The organism is Candidatus Poribacteria bacterium (assembly GCA_009839745.1).
Taxonomy (GTDB): domain Bacteria; phylum Poribacteria; class WGA-4E; order WGA-4E; family WGA-3G; genus WGA-3G.
On the sequence record VXPE01000134.1, the window covers coordinates 28,617 to 45,142 of the forward strand.

General features: G+C 49.5%; 16 protein-coding genes. 10 read left to right on the plus strand and 6 right to left on the minus strand.

What is annotated here, in order from left to right:
- Positions 1-536: 536 nt before the first annotated feature.
- Together F4X88_20980 and F4X88_20985 are read right to left on the minus strand one after the other, a co-directional pair.
- Complete coding sequence (locus F4X88_20980) at positions 537-1,382, minus strand: amidohydrolase (GenBank protein ID MYA58757.1); 846 nt, start codon at positions 1,380-1,382, stop codon at positions 537-539.
- 24 nt (positions 1,383-1,406) lie between these two features.
- The gene (locus F4X88_20985) at positions 1,407-2,609 is read right to left on the minus strand and encodes a molybdopterin molybdotransferase MoeA (GenBank protein MYA58758.1); all 1,203 of its coding nucleotides are present in this window, start codon (positions 2,607-2,609) and stop codon (positions 1,407-1,409) included.
- Between the two features lie 272 nt (positions 2,610-2,881).
- On the opposite strand from F4X88_20985, the gene F4X88_20990 reads away from it, so the two are divergent.
- The 6 genes from F4X88_20990 (at position 2,882) to F4X88_21015 (ending at position 8,916) form a co-directional block, all read left to right on the plus strand.
- Positions 2,882-3,220 carry a hypothetical protein gene (locus F4X88_20990; protein ID MYA58759.1) on the plus strand — a complete coding sequence of 113 codons (339 nt, stop codon included), beginning with the start codon at positions 2,882-2,884 and terminating at the stop codon, positions 3,218-3,220.
- Positions 3,221-3,581: 361 nt separating this feature from the next.
- Complete coding sequence (locus tag F4X88_20995) at positions 3,582-4,217, plus strand: hypothetical protein (protein ID MYA58760.1); 636 nt, start codon at positions 3,582-3,584, stop codon at positions 4,215-4,217.
- 10 nt (positions 4,218-4,227) lie between these two features.
- Positions 4,228-6,495, plus strand: a complete 2,268-nt coding sequence (locus F4X88_21000; protein MYA58761.1) for a TonB-dependent receptor — start codon at positions 4,228-4,230, stop codon at positions 6,493-6,495.
- Positions 6,496-6,504: 9 nt separating this feature from the next.
- Positions 6,505-6,984, plus strand: a complete 480-nt coding sequence (locus F4X88_21005; GenBank protein MYA58762.1) for a MerC domain-containing protein — start codon at positions 6,505-6,507, stop codon at positions 6,982-6,984.
- A gap of 4 nt (positions 6,985-6,988) precedes the next feature.
- Positions 6,989-7,930 (plus strand): manganese transporter, encoded by a 942-nt coding sequence (locus F4X88_21010; GenBank protein ID MYA58763.1) that lies wholly within the window; start codon positions 6,989-6,991, stop codon positions 7,928-7,930.
- Between the two features lie 404 nt (positions 7,931-8,334).
- Positions 8,335-8,916, plus strand: coding sequence for a hypothetical protein (locus tag F4X88_21015; GenBank protein MYA58764.1), 582 nt, complete (start codon positions 8,335-8,337; stop codon positions 8,914-8,916).
- A gap of 330 nt (positions 8,917-9,246) precedes the next feature.
- Here F4X88_21015 and F4X88_21020 read toward each other — a convergent pair whose 3' ends face one another.
- Positions 9,247-9,435, minus strand: a complete 189-nt coding sequence (locus F4X88_21020; protein MYA58765.1) for a hypothetical protein — start codon at positions 9,433-9,435, stop codon at positions 9,247-9,249.
- 305 nt (positions 9,436-9,740) lie between these two features.
- On the opposite strand from F4X88_21020, the gene F4X88_21025 reads away from it, so the two are divergent.
- The 4 genes from F4X88_21025 to F4X88_21040 all read left to right on the plus strand — a co-directional run bounded on the left by F4X88_21025 (position 9,741) and on the right by F4X88_21040 (position 12,938).
- The gene (locus F4X88_21025) at positions 9,741-10,133 is read left to right on the plus strand and encodes a (2Fe-2S) ferredoxin domain-containing protein (GenBank protein ID MYA58766.1); all 393 of its coding nucleotides are present in this window, start codon (positions 9,741-9,743) and stop codon (positions 10,131-10,133) included.
- 132 nt (positions 10,134-10,265) lie between these two features.
- A complete protein-coding gene (locus F4X88_21030) occupies positions 10,266-10,523 on the plus strand; it encodes a hypothetical protein (GenBank protein MYA58767.1) in 258 nt (85 codons plus the stop codon).
- Positions 10,524-10,554: 31 nt separating this feature from the next.
- Positions 10,555-11,895 (plus strand): GTP-binding protein, encoded by a 1,341-nt coding sequence (locus F4X88_21035; GenBank protein ID MYA58768.1) that lies wholly within the window; start codon positions 10,555-10,557, stop codon positions 11,893-11,895.
- Positions 11,883-12,938, plus strand: a complete 1,056-nt coding sequence (locus F4X88_21040) for a WD40 repeat domain-containing protein (GenBank protein MYA58769.1) — start codon at positions 11,883-11,885, stop codon at positions 12,936-12,938. Before F4X88_21035 ends, F4X88_21040 begins: the two co-directional genes overlap by 13 nt.
- A 183-nt stretch (positions 12,939-13,121) precedes the next feature.
- Here the strand turns inward: F4X88_21040 and F4X88_21045 are convergent, their stop codons facing one another.
- From F4X88_21045 to F4X88_21055, 3 genes are read right to left on the minus strand one after another with little or no spacing between them, the layout of a single operon-like run.
- Entirely contained in the window at positions 13,122-13,781 is a 660-nt protein-coding gene (locus F4X88_21045) for a molybdenum cofactor guanylyltransferase (GenBank protein ID MYA58770.1), read from the minus strand.
- Positions 13,762-14,964 (minus strand): M28 family peptidase, encoded by a 1,203-nt coding sequence (locus tag F4X88_21050; GenBank protein MYA58771.1) that lies wholly within the window; start codon positions 14,962-14,964, stop codon positions 13,762-13,764. The genes F4X88_21045 and F4X88_21050 overlap by 20 nt, the downstream gene beginning before the upstream one ends.
- Positions 14,965-14,973: 9 nt before the next feature.
- Positions 14,974-16,353 (minus strand): sulfatase-like hydrolase/transferase, encoded by a 1,380-nt coding sequence (locus F4X88_21055; GenBank protein ID MYA58772.1) that lies wholly within the window; start codon positions 16,351-16,353, stop codon positions 14,974-14,976.
- Positions 16,354-16,526: the final 173 nt, after the last annotated feature.

Below are 16,526 nucleotides of genomic sequence, written 5' to 3' on the forward strand. Positions count from 1 at the left end.
TGGGAAACCTCGGCTTCGTAGACGCTGCGGTTTTCGCAAAGTGCGTCAACCGTCTTATTACGTCTCCACCCGCAGGCAATTCCCTATCCCCCTGAAAAAGCGGGGGTAGGCATATCGTGCGGAAACTTTCACGGGTATCCCTGCCTGCCTCTCTCCGTTTTGGAGAGAAAAGATTTTAGGCGAGAATGCAATACAACGTGCGGAATTTCACCCCCGCTCCGATTCACACTTTCGTGCAATTACGCCTTAGCATCCTCTGATACTTTTTAGGGGGTATTGACACCTGACACCGATTCACTCCCTCTCACAGGAGCGGACAACTCCCGCACAAGGATTGCACGGGGTGAGAGCGTTGTCCAAGTGTCAGTATTCATTATAGCATTTTTTTATGTTTTTGTCAAGGGAAAAAATGCTTTTTTTAGACAACAGTTTGGTCTAATTAACAGGAGCGGGCATTCATCCTAAACCTAAAGGATTAGGAAACCTTCTGCCCGAATTTCGGTAAGTCATCTCTCCCCAACACATTGGAATTGTCGTCATGTTGTTAAATCCCAAATCTCTGCGGCGGTGCCGCCGAGGATCCGATCTTTGTCATTTTCTGTCAGGAACGGAAGACCTTCTCGAATGAGTTGGAGTTCTTGCGCTAAAGTGGGCCAGTTGTGTTTTTGTCTGTGGTGACCGGGATAACCCGTTCCCCATATCGTCCGGGATGCACCGAAAACCGATAACAGGTTCTCAATGAACGGATGCACGTCTGTATAAGGGAAATCCTGATGTGAACGTCCAGCGACATCCGATAGTTTCAAGTAGATATTGTCGTGGCGTGCAAGCTCCACGATGGGTTGAAACACCGCTTCCGCAGCATCTACCTGTGGATAACCCATGTGATCGAGAATAAGTCTCAGATGCGGGTAACGTTCCGCAATAACGGCAACCTGATCCGCGAACTCCGCGCGGAGGTGAAATTGGATGATAGCATCCAACGCCGCTATCTCTTCCCACATCGGACTGTTTTGTTGGGTGAGTAAAATCTTTTCGTCCGGGTAGTACATCGGATGGAAACGGAAACCGGCTAAGCCTCGCTCCTTTATCCAATAGCGAACCTGCGCTGCATTGTTCGGATCTTCTGGATCGATTAAACCGTGTCCGATAAACCGATCAGGAAAACGCGCTACCGAATCCGCAATATAGCCGTTATCCCAAGTCGACCAACTCGTCTGCACGAGAACTGTCCAGTCTACGCCGTGCGCGTCCATCTCCGAGAGGAGTTCATCGGCAGTCCCGGGTTCATCTGGATAGGAATTCCAACTCGGAGCGGTGGGACCGACGGGATACTTTGGAGGATCGATTTCCCAGACATGCACATGGGTATCTACAATCATGGAGCACTCCTTAACACATTAGGTTTAGAACAGAAACTGAGCATCCACTGTTTCTCCAGCACTTAACGTCACACCGGCTGGAATCGTGATTAAACCGTTCGCCAAAACCAGTGAATGCAGAATGCCTGAACCTTGTGGGCCCGTCGTTTCGGCAGTGTAATGTCCGTTGGATTCTTTGAGAATGGCGCGCATATAATTAACGCGTCCGTCTCTATTGGTAATGGATTCTGCTAAAGTTGCTTTAAAGGTTGGACGCAACAGTTCTGTATGACCTGCCATTTTGAGGAGCGCGGGTCGCACAAAAAGTTCAAACACAACGAGCGAAGAAACTGGGTTGCCGGGTAATCCGAAAATAGGTTTCCCGTCCGAAATGCCGTAAGCCTGAGGTTTCCCGGGCTTCATCGCGACGCGCCAGAAGTTAACTTCGCCTAATCTCTCCAATACACTTTTCACAAAATCGTGCTCCCCTACCGAAACGCCGCCACTTGTAATGAGGGCATCAGCCTTCGCGAGTGCTGCACGAAAGATACGCTCTATTTCTGCTTCATCGTCAGGAGCAATACCCATATTAATCGGAATGCCTCCCGCTTCCTCGACCTGGGCATAGAGACCATAACGGTTGCTTTCCCGAATTTTTCCGGGTTCCAGCGGTTCGCCGAGTAGCAGGAGTTCATCACCCGTTGAGACAATCGCAACAGTGGGCTTGCGATGGACTGTAGCCTTTGGACGATTCAGAGAGGCGAGCATTGAAACTTCTGGCGGACGTAGGTGTTTCCCTTTTCCCATGACCTGCTGACCCGCCGCCACACTCTCACCTGTGAAACGAACGTTTCCGGTTTCGTCAATACTCTCAAAAATTTTGACTGTATTTCCCTCTCGCTGGGTCACCTCTTGCATCACAACCGCGTTAGCACCCTCAGGCATCATAGCCCCCGTCATGATACGTGCTGCCTGTCCGGCTGCGACCTGTTTTGTTGGCGCATATCCCGCGGCAATTGTTTCAACGATTGTGAGAACCGCAGGTTCAGCTTCAGAGGCGTTCTGAACATCCGCTGCGCGAACCGCGTACCCATCCATCGCTGAATTGTCGAACGGTGGAATGTTTTCTTGGGCATGCAGTGCCTCTGCGAGAACATACCCCCCACAATTTAGAATTTCCCGCTTTTCCGTGGGTAAAACCGGAATCGTATTCAACATCTGCTGGCGGGCTTCTTCAACACTTAGCATCTAATTTTTTCTCCTTTGCGTAATCTCATATTGAATATAATAAAGCATCGCGCCGATAAGTGCAAGTGCATCTTTTTCCAGAGATTGTCAGCAATCAGCGATAGGCGATCAGCCGTCGGGATCTGGAGATTCCTCCTACAGGAAAACTGGATGGCTCTGGTCCGATTTTCAAGTTTATTTGACATTGACACAATCACATGATATAATATATCGCAAGTTTTTTGGCAATCTCATTTTCGATAATAACACGGGCATGGATTATGAGAAACGGCATGGTTTTCCCCAACACACTAATATTTCGGCGTAGTTTGAGAACCGGCATTTTAATAAGTTTATGTTGTTATGTTATGTTGCTGGGTGTCATCGAACTCACGCATGATCATGATGATCATGACGAACACGCCCATTCTGGGGAAGCCTGTGCAGCCTGTTTCTACTGCAGCCAACACGTCGGAGAGGAGATTGAGTTCTTTGCACTCATCTTTTCATTCCTTCCGATTACGGTGCTTCCGTTTTATGAGGGTACCGTTTTCCTTCCTTTAAGACTCATCACGAACACGCGCAGTCGTGCCCCACCCGTATTCTCCACTGAAATTCCAGATTTTGTCTGAAGACAAAATCTTTTTCTATTTTATGTCGCTATGTTGTCCAAAGGGTTAGGGAGTACTTGCACTCGTCCTCCGTTTGGGTACCTATGCTTTAAGAGTTATCGGTTAAAAGAGACTGTTTTTACTTGGGGCGTTCCCTTGTTAAACGAAAACCTCTTAACCTTACCTATCAACTCGTGCTTTAACACTTATAACGGAGAATTTTTGTTTGCGTGTTTCTGTGAATTTCTTCAGGTTGATGGTTAAAACCGATGACCGATAACTGAAAACCATTTAAGTTCATTTTACAAAGTAAGAGGACTTTAGAAAGTCCACACGCGGCTTTTTCCCGCCGTGTGCCATCAGATATATATAGGAGAATACAATGCTTACACGCTTTGTAGGACAAGATCTTTCTGTTACCATTTCTCACTTAATGTTACTCGCTTTTGTTGCTATCCTTCCGTGTATTGGCGGTTGTGGTGAAGATGACAACCCTATCCTTGAGGATGATCATGATCATGACCACGCCCACGAATCGGATGCACCCCTTCACGCCGATGCCGACGGCTTTAACCTGGAAATCAATGGAAAAGTGGTCTATCATCAACATCAAGGCCACCACGAAGGCGGTCTCACCGTTCCCGTTGGTGAAGAGATTCAGATCGATGTACATTTTCTTGACGCGAACGAAATGGAACTCCATCTCGATGAAGTAGAGGCCCCGCCGGGTGAAGATGGACATGACGACCATGCCCATGAACATGGCGGAGCGGAATTCTTCAGTTTGGGTCTATCGGGTTACGATTCCTCTATTATTAGGATCCATCTCGACGAAGAGGAACACGAAGAGGAACACGAAGAGGAACATGACGACCATGGCCATGAAGAACACGGTGACGCGTTACCGTTTGGACTCGAAGGATTGAAAGCAGGAAAAACGGAAATTAAACTCCAACTGCTTCACGGGGATCATCCCGATTTCACGGCAGCACTCCTGATACCAGTAACAGTACAATAAGGGGGACATCATGTTAAGCACTTGTGCTTGTTTGCACAGGTCTCCCACGGTGAGGACGCTTAGAAAGTGTCCTCACCTATTGGTGTTCGTATTTGGAATAGCAGGATGCCTGTTCTGCTATCTCAAGGATGTCCAAAGTGCTTCGGACATAACGCAGTCTTTGGAAGGAGAAGTTACTGAAGAACGGAGTCATGCTCGCCTGAGTGACGTTAGAGTCCAGATTAAGGGCCTTGAGAGGAGCGTCCGGACCGATGCAAGCGGTCGGTTTAAGTTCGACGCAGTGCCGGAAGGACAGCAGACGCTTCAGTTCTTGAAGGTCGGCTATCAGTTTTTTGAACAAGTCGTTGATGTCAATGCCGCCGCGCCTCATCTCAAGATTGAACTGGCGGCGTTGTCATTTCAATTGCAAACCATCAGGATATACGGTTCAAATCGCTATCTGTCGCGGTTTGAGGAAACAACCGACTTAGCATTGGATGAGGCAGAACTCCAAAGACGGTTAGGTATGACCTTGGCGAACACGTTGGCGAATGAGATCGGCATTTCACAACGGACGATGGGGCGGGCAATCGCTCGGCCTGTTATTCGTGGATTGGGGGGGGACAGGCTGCTCATTCTCGAAAACGGCGAACGGACAGGTGATAAATCCGCATCCAGTGCCGACCACGCTGTATCCATTGATCCAACAACCGCTGAAGGCGTTGAAATTACGCGGGGTCCCGCATCGCTCATTTACGGTTCAAGCACTCTGGGTGGGGTTATCAACGTCAAAAGCAATCACATACCCCAAATTCTACCGAGACGGCTCGATATGCACCTAACGTTCCAGGCTGAATCTGTTAACTCGGGTTTGACCGGAACAACAGGTTTTACTTTCCCAATTGGTGACTTTGCAGGGAATGTCGAATGGAATCGACGCCTTGCATCTGATATACAAACGCCGGTCGGAGTCCTCGAAAACACTTCCCTTTCAAACGTCAATTTTTCAGGCGGCGTCTCGCTGATTAAGCCGTGGGGTTTCATCGGTGCCTCTGGGAGCGGATATCGTTCAGATTACGGCGTGCCGGGGTCTCCAGAAGGACATATCAGCGGCGTTAACATCGTACTCGACAAACAACGCTATGAAGGGCAGATGGAGTACCGCTTCAACACAAGGCTGCTTGAAAAGGTAAGACTTCAGACTGCCTATACGCGTTATCAGCATCAAGAGTTGGAGTCGAACGGAACACTTGGGGTCGAATTCGGGGTGCTAACCTACAATTTCTCAGCGATGGCGCATGTGTTGGACAACGCCGTTGCGGGTGTTTGGGGGGAATATCGAGATCATGCCACAGGTGGGTTTTATTGGACACCGCACACCCGTGAATTCGCGTTGGCAGGATTTTATCTCAACCAGCGTAACTTCGACAAACTCACCTTACAAGGGGCTATTCGCTACGACCTTAGGCGTTCGGAACCGTTTCGACCTGGGGCAGTTGTCCGAGCCGGAACCGTCCGACGCCGCGATTTCAACGGTTTCTCCGGGGCTACCTCTGGAATTTACCATTGGACGGATAGGTTGAGCACTGGAGCGACCCTAATGAAAACGTTTCGCGCACCCGGTATTGAGGAACTTTTCAGCGATGGCCCCCACTTGGCTGTCTTTTCCTACGAAATCGGCAATGCAGAACTGGAACCTGAGCACGGCTATGGTACTGAACTCTTCGTCAAATACACAAACGAGAGGTTCAGGCTCAATCTGGCACTTTTCAGGAATCAGATACAGAACTACCTCATTCCGACGCACAGCGGTGAAAAGGAGTGGGGCAGCGGGGCAGCCGGATGGTTATGGATTTATCAATACATGGGACACGATGTTGTGATGGATGGGGCTGAAATCCAAATAGGGAGTGAAGTCCTCTCACAGATCCATCTTCAATTGAATATGAGTTACATCTACGGAACTGTTCAAACCAGTGGGCGACCGCTGGAGCGTATCCCACCCCTCAACGGTAAATTCGTCATTAGCTACACACCGACACCGTTGCATTTGCATGTCACATCCCGTTTTTCAGGCAGCCAGACCCGACTCGGCGAGTTTGAGGAACCGACAGACGGCTACCTCGTCTATGATATTGGAGGTTCTCTCAATTTTTCGTGGTGGCAGCTGGAGAACATGGTCGTTTTCGAGATTGAAAACCTCCTTGATACCGCATACCGCGAACATTTGTCTCGCATCAAAGCGGTAATGCCGGAACCCGGACGGAACGCGAAGCTTCTGTATAAACTTAATTTTTGAAACTGTAGGATGGGGACGATGGTTTTTATCATTCGTCCCCGTTCTCAATTTTCTAAGGAGATAAAATTGAAAAAATATTTTAACCGCGAATTAGCGGATACGACTGGCGCGTGTCTCTCTGTCGCATGCGCAGCGTGTCTCCCCGTCGCATGCGCGATTCATTGCCTCGCGATGCCGCTTTTAGTCGCAGTTTTGCCTTTGATTGGGTTGGGCTTCCTTGTGAATGAACGTGCGGAATTGGTCCTTATCCTTGGGGCAATTGGATTGGCAGTTGGGAGTTTAACGTGGGGGGTTCGACGCCACCGCAGTTGGCGAGCATTTTTGATACTGATAGTGGCGTTGGCATTCATCGCTACCGCTCGAACAGCGGTTGAAGGCACTTTTGAAGTGGTTTTCTACAGTATCGGTGCGGTTTTACTCGCCTCCGCACACCTTGTAAATCGGCACCTGTGCAAAACCTGTCTAACATGCGATCAGGAAGGTGTATAAAATTATGCAGAGAATATACATTGCAGTGTGTTTAATAGGTATACTGATATGGACTGGCTGTGACCCAAAGGGACAACCGGGTGCTGCCACAGGCGATAAACTTCGCGTTGTTACCACGATCGGTATGATTACTGATATTGTTAAAAATGTTGGCGGTCCGCGCGTTGAGGTGACCGGGATAGTGGAACCTGGCGTAGACCCACACTTTTACAACCTGACACCTAAAGATGTTCAAAGGCTGAGTTCAGCACACATCATCTTCTATAACGGGCTGTACCTTGAAGCAAAAATGGCGGACATTCTTGCGAAGATGTCCGAGGATACGCTGACGGTCGCCGTAACAGATGCCGTAGATCGGAGTCTACTGCTAACACCCGCAGAATACGAGGGACTCTACGATCTGCACCTATGGTTTGACGTGAAGCTTTGGATGCTAGCGGCGGGAAAGGTTCGCGATGCCCTAAGTGAATTCGATCCGGATAATACTGACCTGTACCGAAGCAATGCCGAACGCTACCTCACGAAACTCATGGAACTCGATGAATACGTAAAGTCGCAAGTGGAACGCGTGCCATCTCAGCAACGCGTCCTTGTGACGGCGCACGACTGTTTTAACTACTTCGGAAAAGGGTACGGGTTTGAGGTACGCGGATTACAAGGTGTTAGCACCGCGACAGAAGTCGGTATCGCTGATGTACAGGAATTGGCGACGTTTATTGCGGAGCGGGGTATCTCTGCTATTTTTGTAGAGTCATCCGTCTCTCCACGGAGTCTCGAAGCCGTGAAAGCCGCCGTGAAGTCAAAAGGATTTGATGTGAAGATCGGTGGTGTGCTCTTCACAGACGCTATGGGAAACGAGGGGACACCTGAAGGGACCTACATCGGGATGATCCGATATAATATTAATACGATTGTACATGCTTTGATTGGGAAATCGGAGTTATAAACCGTTGGCTTCCAGCCCGCAGGTTTCTATCAAGACCGGGCGCGTGCTGCCCATTGGGATGGTCGAAATGATGTGGGGAAGCGGGTTTCAAGTGGTGTCTATTTCTATCGATTGTCCACGCCGTCTTTCCATCAGATGAAGCGGATGGTTATTTTGAAATAAGTGCCGAGAAAATTCATCACTACCCTGGAATGTCATTGGGTAGTGGTGAATCTGTATATTCTCAGGAGTGTAACACAACGGCTGATTTTATTGAGCTGGTCCGGTTGCCGCAAGCCGGCGTACTATAACTTTGACGCATGTTAAGAAATAGTGCAAAGAAACCGACAATTCTTGACACCGCTTTTGAATTGCTTCGTGACCTTGAGAAGAAGTAGAAGCGGCTTCTTATGAGGGAATAAGTCATGTCTGGTAGAACTGACGACGAATCTGCGCGGTGGTCAGGTGCATTGAACAAGGTCAGGAAGATTGGGACGACGCTGTTGGACCAACAGTTGTGGTGTTGGGGACAGGACATTCGCCGGGCAGAGGGAAATGCTTTGCTCGCCTACGGTTTTACCAGACATCGAGCGCCGGAAGGCAAGCACGGAAGTCCCGCTTATGAGTGGCGTGGCTCTGGCAGAAGCCGAGTTATTTTATGGGGATTCGGGTTTTTCTATGGCGATGGGGACCGAGGCGGGCTTTTCTTGCAGCGTTACAAATTCGCGCCCAAACAGACAGCAGCGGTCGATTTTTCGTTGCCCATATGGAAACCGGAGCAACTCCCTGAGCTTACGCATCCACGTGGTGTGGAAGCGTGGTGTTGCGTTTTCAGCTTGCTCACTCAAGGTCTCGCATGGATAGGCGACTACGAGCAGTGGATTATTTCTGAATACGGACTTGACTATCGCCAACGGTGTACTGACGCATGGAAGAAGAAATGTATTCCTGCACACGAGATGGCTGCAAAGTGGCATGAACTCGTCGAATACTTATACCAACTCTAAAAAATAACTCCGCATTTCAGAGATTTTGAAACATATAACGGGCGAGGGGACCTCGCCCCTACGCGTAGGTTGCGTTAATGAGGAGTAGTCATTCAGAAATGGTATTACTTTCACAGCCCGGAAGCGATTGGTAAATATAAGGAATAATCCGAATCAACTTTTTAAGTTCTATTTGACATTGACACAATAGCGTGCTATAATTTATCGCAAGTTTATTGGCACTCATTTTTTTTAAATCATAACCATAGGTTCTGGTGTATGAGAAACGGCACAACTTTTCCCAACAAGTTAATATTTGGGCTTAGTTTGAAAATCTGTGTTTTAACAGGTTTATGTTGTTACGTCGTGCTGCTGGGTATTATCGGACTGGCACACGATCACAGCGAACATTCGCATTGCCGTAATTGCCATACCGAACATTCGCAGAGCGAGAATACCTGCGCAGCCTGTTTCTTTTGCAGCCAGCACATCGGTGTCGAGATTGAATCCTTTGCTCTCAACGCACCCGTCTGCTTTCATACGATACTCCAACTTTATGAAGACACTTTTATCCCTATAAAACGGGTCATCCACACGCGAAGTCGTGCCCCACCTATATTCTCTACTGAACTCGTAAATTATGCCTTTTAAAGGCAGATTTTGTTTTTCCTTTATATCCTTGGTTGTACAAGGATCGCGAGGGTACCTATGACGCGCCCCGCGCTTTGTACACCGTTGCTTTGCAACGTATCGTAGCGTTTCTGTAGTATCAGCACTACCCCTGAATGTCATTGGGTAGTGATGAATCTGTATATTCGCAGGAGTGTAACATACAGGAGAAAAGTATGAGAACAGATAGAATCGAATCGTCGCCTAAGCTGGCATCAAAGCGGCGTGTCTTAATGCATATATTGGTCTGTAAGGGGTGTTGTTGTGGCGTGACAGAGAAACGGAAACCGGCTGTACCGGCTGAGTGGCTCATACAGGAGTGGCGGAACAGACGACTGGCCCCTTCAATAACATTGACAATCAGCGAAGGCTGCCTTGGGCCATGCGATCTCGCAAATGTCATCTGTATCACATCACCGGACGGTGTCGTGTGGTTAGGACAGATAGAACTCCATCTACACTATGAGCGACTCGTGGATTGGGCGGAAGCCGTGGCGCAAACAGATGCACTACTTCCGTTGCCTTCAGCTTTTGATAGTCACCGTTTTGATCGGTTTCGATCTTCCTAAACCTCTTCGACAGAATAGAGACCGCGGACTTGAGAAAAATCTGGTCGGAATTGTGTGCGATGACCGATTCGTGGCGAAATTTCAGGTATAAAAACAGCATCATATGCGAGGAAAGGAGACCATACAACAGTGCTGAATTTTTTGAATTCGCAAAAAGAGAGTGACCCACGGCAACTCGGTCAAGTCAAATCGTGGGTTTCCCAAGCCTTTGACCTATCAGAAGACGTCGCCGTGATGATTACTCAGTTACAATGCACCGAAGAAGGCTGCCCGCCTATTGAAACGGTCATTGCGATCATGGAAACGCCGGGAAAGCCCCGGCAATACAAGATTCATAAACCGCTGGCGGAGGTGAAGCAGACGGACATCGTTAGCTTGACCACTGGCTAAATTCAACAAGGAGAGAAAGATGAACACAGCCATGCTAAACAATCAAGTCCCCGTCACTGTATTGACGGGCTTTTTGGGGTCTGGTAAAACCACGCTTCTCAACCGTATTCTCACCGAAAACCATGGTAAACGTATCGCCGTCATCGAAAACGAGTTTGGCGAGATCGGCGTCGATAATGATTTGGTCATCGGCGCGGAAGAAGAGATTTTCGAGATGAACAATGGGTGCATCTGCTGCACCGTGCGCGGTGATCTCATCCGTATTTTGGGGAATCTGATGAAGCGTCGCGATAAGTTTGACTACATCATGGTCGAAACCACTGGGCTTGCGGACCCCGGGCCAGTTGCTCAGACGTTCTTCATGGATACCGAAATGAAGGAGAAACTGCAACTGGATTCCGTCACGACATTGGTTGATGCCAAACACATCTGGCAGCACATCGATGACAGCGACGAGGCGCGTGAACAGATTGCCTTTGCAGATGTCATTTTGTTGAACAAGATTGACCTTGTGACCGAGGGAGAGTTAGATCAACTGGAAGCCAGAATTCGCAGCATGAACAGTGCGGCGAAGGTTTATCGAACGAAAGACGCCGTGGTTGAAATGGACAAGATTCTCAATGTCGGCGGATTCGATCTGGACCGGGCGATGGAGGTTGACCCACAGTTTATGGAACCGGAGTATCCCTTTGAATGGGGTGGTGTTTATAACCTTTCGGTAGGCACGCATGAACTGGTTCTTCAAGAAGGTCCTGACCCGACGATGAAAGTCGCGTTGGTGCCCGTAAGTGCGTCAACCGATGCCGCTTTGAGTGCTGCTGTTGAACCAGTCGTTATGGTTTTCTCCGATGATGAGCATGAACTTTCGGTGGGTGGCACGCTTCAACCGAGCGGACAGCTCATTGCGTTGAATCTCACAGCGGACGAATTACGCTTTGACGTGCAGATCGGCCGCTCTGGTGCTTACGCGCTGTTTACCGAGCATCACCCCGACGAATTTCAGGCACAACTCTTTGGCAGCGGTGCCCTTGTTAAGCCAGTTGTTGAACGCGAATTTAAACCAGACCACGAACATGATGACGAAGTCACATCGGTCGGCATCACAACCCCCGGCGACCTTGACCCCAATCGGTTGGACGCTTGGATTAGTGGGCTGCTTATGACAAAAGGTGTTGACATCTTCCGCATGAAAGGTATTCTGAGCATCAAGGGGCAGTCAAACCGATTCGTCTTCCAAGGTGTTCATATGCTCTTCGATGGTCGTCCCGACCGCCCGTGGGGCATTGAACCGCGCTACAATAGCCTCATCTTCATCGGACGCAACCTTGACCGGACCGAATTGACTGAGGGGTTTGAAGCATGTCTCGCTTGAACGACCTGAGGAACCGCTTTGTCCAGCCCTCTCAACTGCGCGAAAATTGGACCGCAACCCTCAGCGACCACGTCATTGATCTGGCGTGGTCCCCTGATGGGAAATACATCGCTGCCGCGTCGGTTCTCGGTCCGGTGACAATTTTTGAAGGTCGGCGTCAATCGGTTATCCATGCCTTTGAAGGGCATGAATTCGGCACAATGTCAATCGCGTGGCGTCCAGACAGCAAGGTGCTTGCAAGCGCAGGACAAGATGGGAAAATTCGGTTGTGGGATATGACAAGTGGCAAAGCGACCCATTCGCTTGACGGGGGCGCAGCATGGGTTGAGCATCTGGCTTGGAGTGGCGGCAAAAAATCGATACTCGTCTCTGCCGCGGGTCGTAAGTTGAAGCTCTGGAACGCTGACGGCGATCTTGTTCGCGAATATCCCGAGCATCAAAGCACGATTTCTGGTGTCCAATGGAAACCGCGTGTAAGACAATTTGCCTCGAGTGCCTACGGCGGCATCACCCTGTGGGACCCGCAACAGGCGGAAGCCGTCCGCCGATTGGAATGGAGAGGCTCATCACTGGTGATTGAGTGGAGTCCTGACGGCAAATACGTCGCCACTGGAGATCAAGATTCGACCGTACATTTCTGGATTATAGCTACCGGTGACGACTTACAAATGTCTGGCTATCAGACGAAAGTGCGAGAACTCTCGTGGGATGCCACGAGTCGATACTTGGCTACAGGAGGCAGTCAGGAAGTTACGGTGTGGGATTGTTCCGGTCGTGGACCGGCGGGTACCAGACCCATTTCGCTTTCCGGGCATCAGGATTTTCTCAGTGTTGTGCGTTTTCAACATCGCGGAAAATTGCTGGCCTCAGGCGGTGCCGATGGTCTGGTCTACGTCTGGCAATTGCGCGGCAGCTTCGGTTCTCAGGCGGTTCATAGAGCCGTTCTGACAGCAGGGGTCACAAGCCTCGTTTGGGCACCGAATGACCGGTATATTGCTGTTGGTGACGAGTCGGGTGGGGTGAGCGTTTTTTCCATAAGTTAAAGTTCAACATTCAAACGGAGTCAATTGCCCGGGTTCTTGCTGCTGTAGCCTAATGCAATAGGGCAGTTCTGTATCCCCCGCCTAAAGGCAGGAGGTTTTAGAACCGAAACGTATGATAAAAAGAGGTTGAGATTCCGGTCTGGCGATAACGAATGGTATGACTATAGGTAATGCGAAAGTGGATTAACGCGTAGTTTGCATGCTCATATAGGTGTCCGCGCTCTCAAGGTCTTCAGGTGTGTTGATGTTGAAAAAGGACATGCCCTCCGGATCGAACGCCTGCCAGACTTCAGGCGAAACGCGCTTAATGTGTGCGCGTTCCTGTAAAGCATGGACACGCAACTCGGAGTCCCGTAACATTGACTTGATGATAGGTAGGCATCTTTTAGAATAGGCAGCACACAACGTTTGGAGGGTTATCTGCACATCATTGTGGGAGGCATGAATTTCTCTATGGGTATAAGGCATCACCGCATCATATTCACCTAAAACGGAAACGAGATAGGTGAGTAATTTCGGTTCCACAAACGGACTATCACATGCGACACAGAGAACGGTGTTGTGCGAAGCACGCTTCAAACCGGTGTAGATGCCGCCCAACGCGCCAGTCCCCAGAAGAATATCGCCGTGCATCGGGACATCAAGATGGGCATATTCAGCAGGACTATTGGTGATAAGCAGGAGTTCGTTTGTAACGAGGCACATGCGGTGGATAACATGCCCGATGAGTGAATTGTCGCCGAGCCGCATCAGTGCCTTATTCTCTCCCATCCGCCGACTCTTACCACCCGCAAGGATAACACCCGTGACCGGAATCAGTTTTTTAGACGCGTCCAACGACATTGACAATTAACTCACCTACCTGTTGTAAACTTTTCGTGTTGAGCAGATCACACGTGTCTCGCTCCGAATGAATTTTTAATGCAACGCGTCCGACATCTCCCGCTGTTAACGTAACCGTTTCAAATCCGTGGCTCGCAATCGGGATGCTGTCTAATCCGACACCGATAGGTAAGTACCGCTCGAAAACCTGTATACCGAGTGCTTTGCCCGATGTTCGGAACATCTCAGCTAACATATCTGCGGTGTGGACCGTCGGGATTCCATAGCGTGTAACGACACTAACGGCGTTCCCAACGCCGAGCCCGTCTAAGTTGATAACATAGGTATTTTCTTGGTCATATTCATCAGCATGTGTTTGGACATAGCGTAATGCCCCGCACATGCCGTATTCTTCCGCACCAGCAGCGAGGAATGTAATAGATTTATCTTCACCCCGCGCCATCACGACCCGTGCCACTTCAAGCATAACGCCAACGCCAGAGGCATTATCAAAACCTCCAGGAGAGCGGTTCTGTGTGAAATTGATTTGTAAAAGCAGCAAGCAAAAAGCAGTAACGCCAGCGACACTCCAGACAGTAACGATGGAATCGGACAACCGGACCCAGATGAGGGGGCTGTAATCGGGGAACCAAACGAGGGTAGCGACCTCAATCACCATTACAGTTGTCAAGGCAGTAAGCCCGACAATCGCGATACCGTAAGCGACTGCCCGGACAGCAATCGGCAATACCTGTGATTTGGAGTCATAGTGTGCAACGAATAGGAGAGCAGGCGTATTATCATTCGGTTTCCTACCGTTTGTCGCAACAATGTTCTCCGAATCATACTTTCTACCCACATCATATAACCCTTCAAACCGCTTCTGCCACTGGGTACAAAGCAATGTTACGGCAAGACTGAATAAACAAGCAAGACATACGGGTATCAGAAACCGTTCGCCGAGCCACGGGACAGAGAGGACTATCGGAACGAAAAGACCACACAGGAGACGCGGTAATACCTCTGCGGGAAACTTTGTAAAAGAAAAAGGTTCTCGTGTGACATTCAACCCTAATTCTGAGAATTGCTGGACGATATACTCTTGTGCTTTCGCTTCGCCCGCGCTGCCCACCAGTCGCGGAAAAGCGAGTTGCGTGATGTGGTGATACGCACGTTTTGCATTATAAGCGTCGTTTGCGTCCATTGGAATTTATCAAGTTGTTCCTAATTCTGACCCGAACCGCCGCCCTAAACGACCACGGAGCGTCTGAGCGATTTGACGTTCCGATTCCGCGATGTTATGGAGCTCACACGGATCGTTCTCTAAATCGTATAATTCTGTCACATCGCTGTAGTTTTCGATGAGTTTATGCGTCGCTGTCCGAATACACCGGAAGTTTCGGAGGGCACTCACTGTCTCGGTGCGATGGGTTTCAGTTTCACCACGAAGGACAGGCGCGATAGACCTCGCGTCGATACGTGGTAACACCGGCACACCCGCTAACTCACATATCGTCGGATTCAGATCGATCAACTCGACCAAACTCTCTGAAATCTGGTTTCCCGAAATACCGGGTCCAGCAACGATGAGTGGCACCCTGAGTGATGCTTCATACGCAACACTCTTCGTGTAAAGCCCATGATCACCGAGCATTTCACCGTGGTCGCTTGAATAAATAATATAGGTATTGTCGAGCATTCCGCGCGCCTCAAGTGCGCGGAGCATTTCCCCGATCTGGTCATCAATCAGTTCCGTTGCGGCGCAGTACTGCTGTCGTGTCAGGGTAATCTCCTCAGGGCTAATATCAACGACGCGCCGTTTCACCCATTCAGGCTTTCCTTCCATATCGTCATTGATGGCGGGCGGCATCTCTGCCTCTCTATATTTGTCCCCATACGCTGTCGGTGGATCGAACGGATCGTGCGGTCCGACGAAACTCACAAACATGTGCCACGGGAAATCATCAGGGATCGTTTCAATGAATTCAGTTGCCCGTCTGCCAATATAGGTATCGGCAAAGTCCTCTGTTGAGAGCACAGAATCGTGGGAACCCTCTTTAATCCAGCCGCCGCTACTGCGTTTCTGATAATCTGCGTGGAACGCTTTGAGCATCCCTTTTTCTGCAAGATAGTGCGTATAAGGACCGATGGGTGTTGGTGAACTTCCGGCATGCATTTTACCTTCACACTCTTCAGGATGTGTGAACCCCCAACTGTAGGTGCGTGGACGATCACCGTAGCGTCCATTGTAGCCATCGGGTTTGGCGAGGTCGAGTTTACCGACACACCCGACCCGATAACCGTGGTCCCGGAGTTGCTGATAATAGGTCGGCACGGTGGCGGGCAAGAAACTGCCGTTATCCACTGCTCCTACTCGTGAAGGTTGCAATCCCGATGCGAGAGCGATACGTGAAGGCGCACAGACAGGGGCATTCACTGTGCAGTTTGGAAAACTCACTCCCGTTTCTGCTAAACGTCGTAAGTTTGGGGTATTGAGTGCAGTCGGAGCATTCTCGTCAGTCTCCAGATAATCGTATCGGTGCTGGTCTGACATGATAAAGAGAACGTTCGGTCTATCGGTTTTTCGAGGCATTTCAATTATTCCATATCAATGTTTTAAAAGTTTGTTTAGGTGTATTATATACAACCTGACACCAATTTTCAACGACAAAATCATCTAAAAAACGGATTGGAGACCTCATCCTTTAGGTCTTACTGTTACCCATAAGTATAGGGGGTATGGAGCGTCTATCTTTTCCGTTCTGC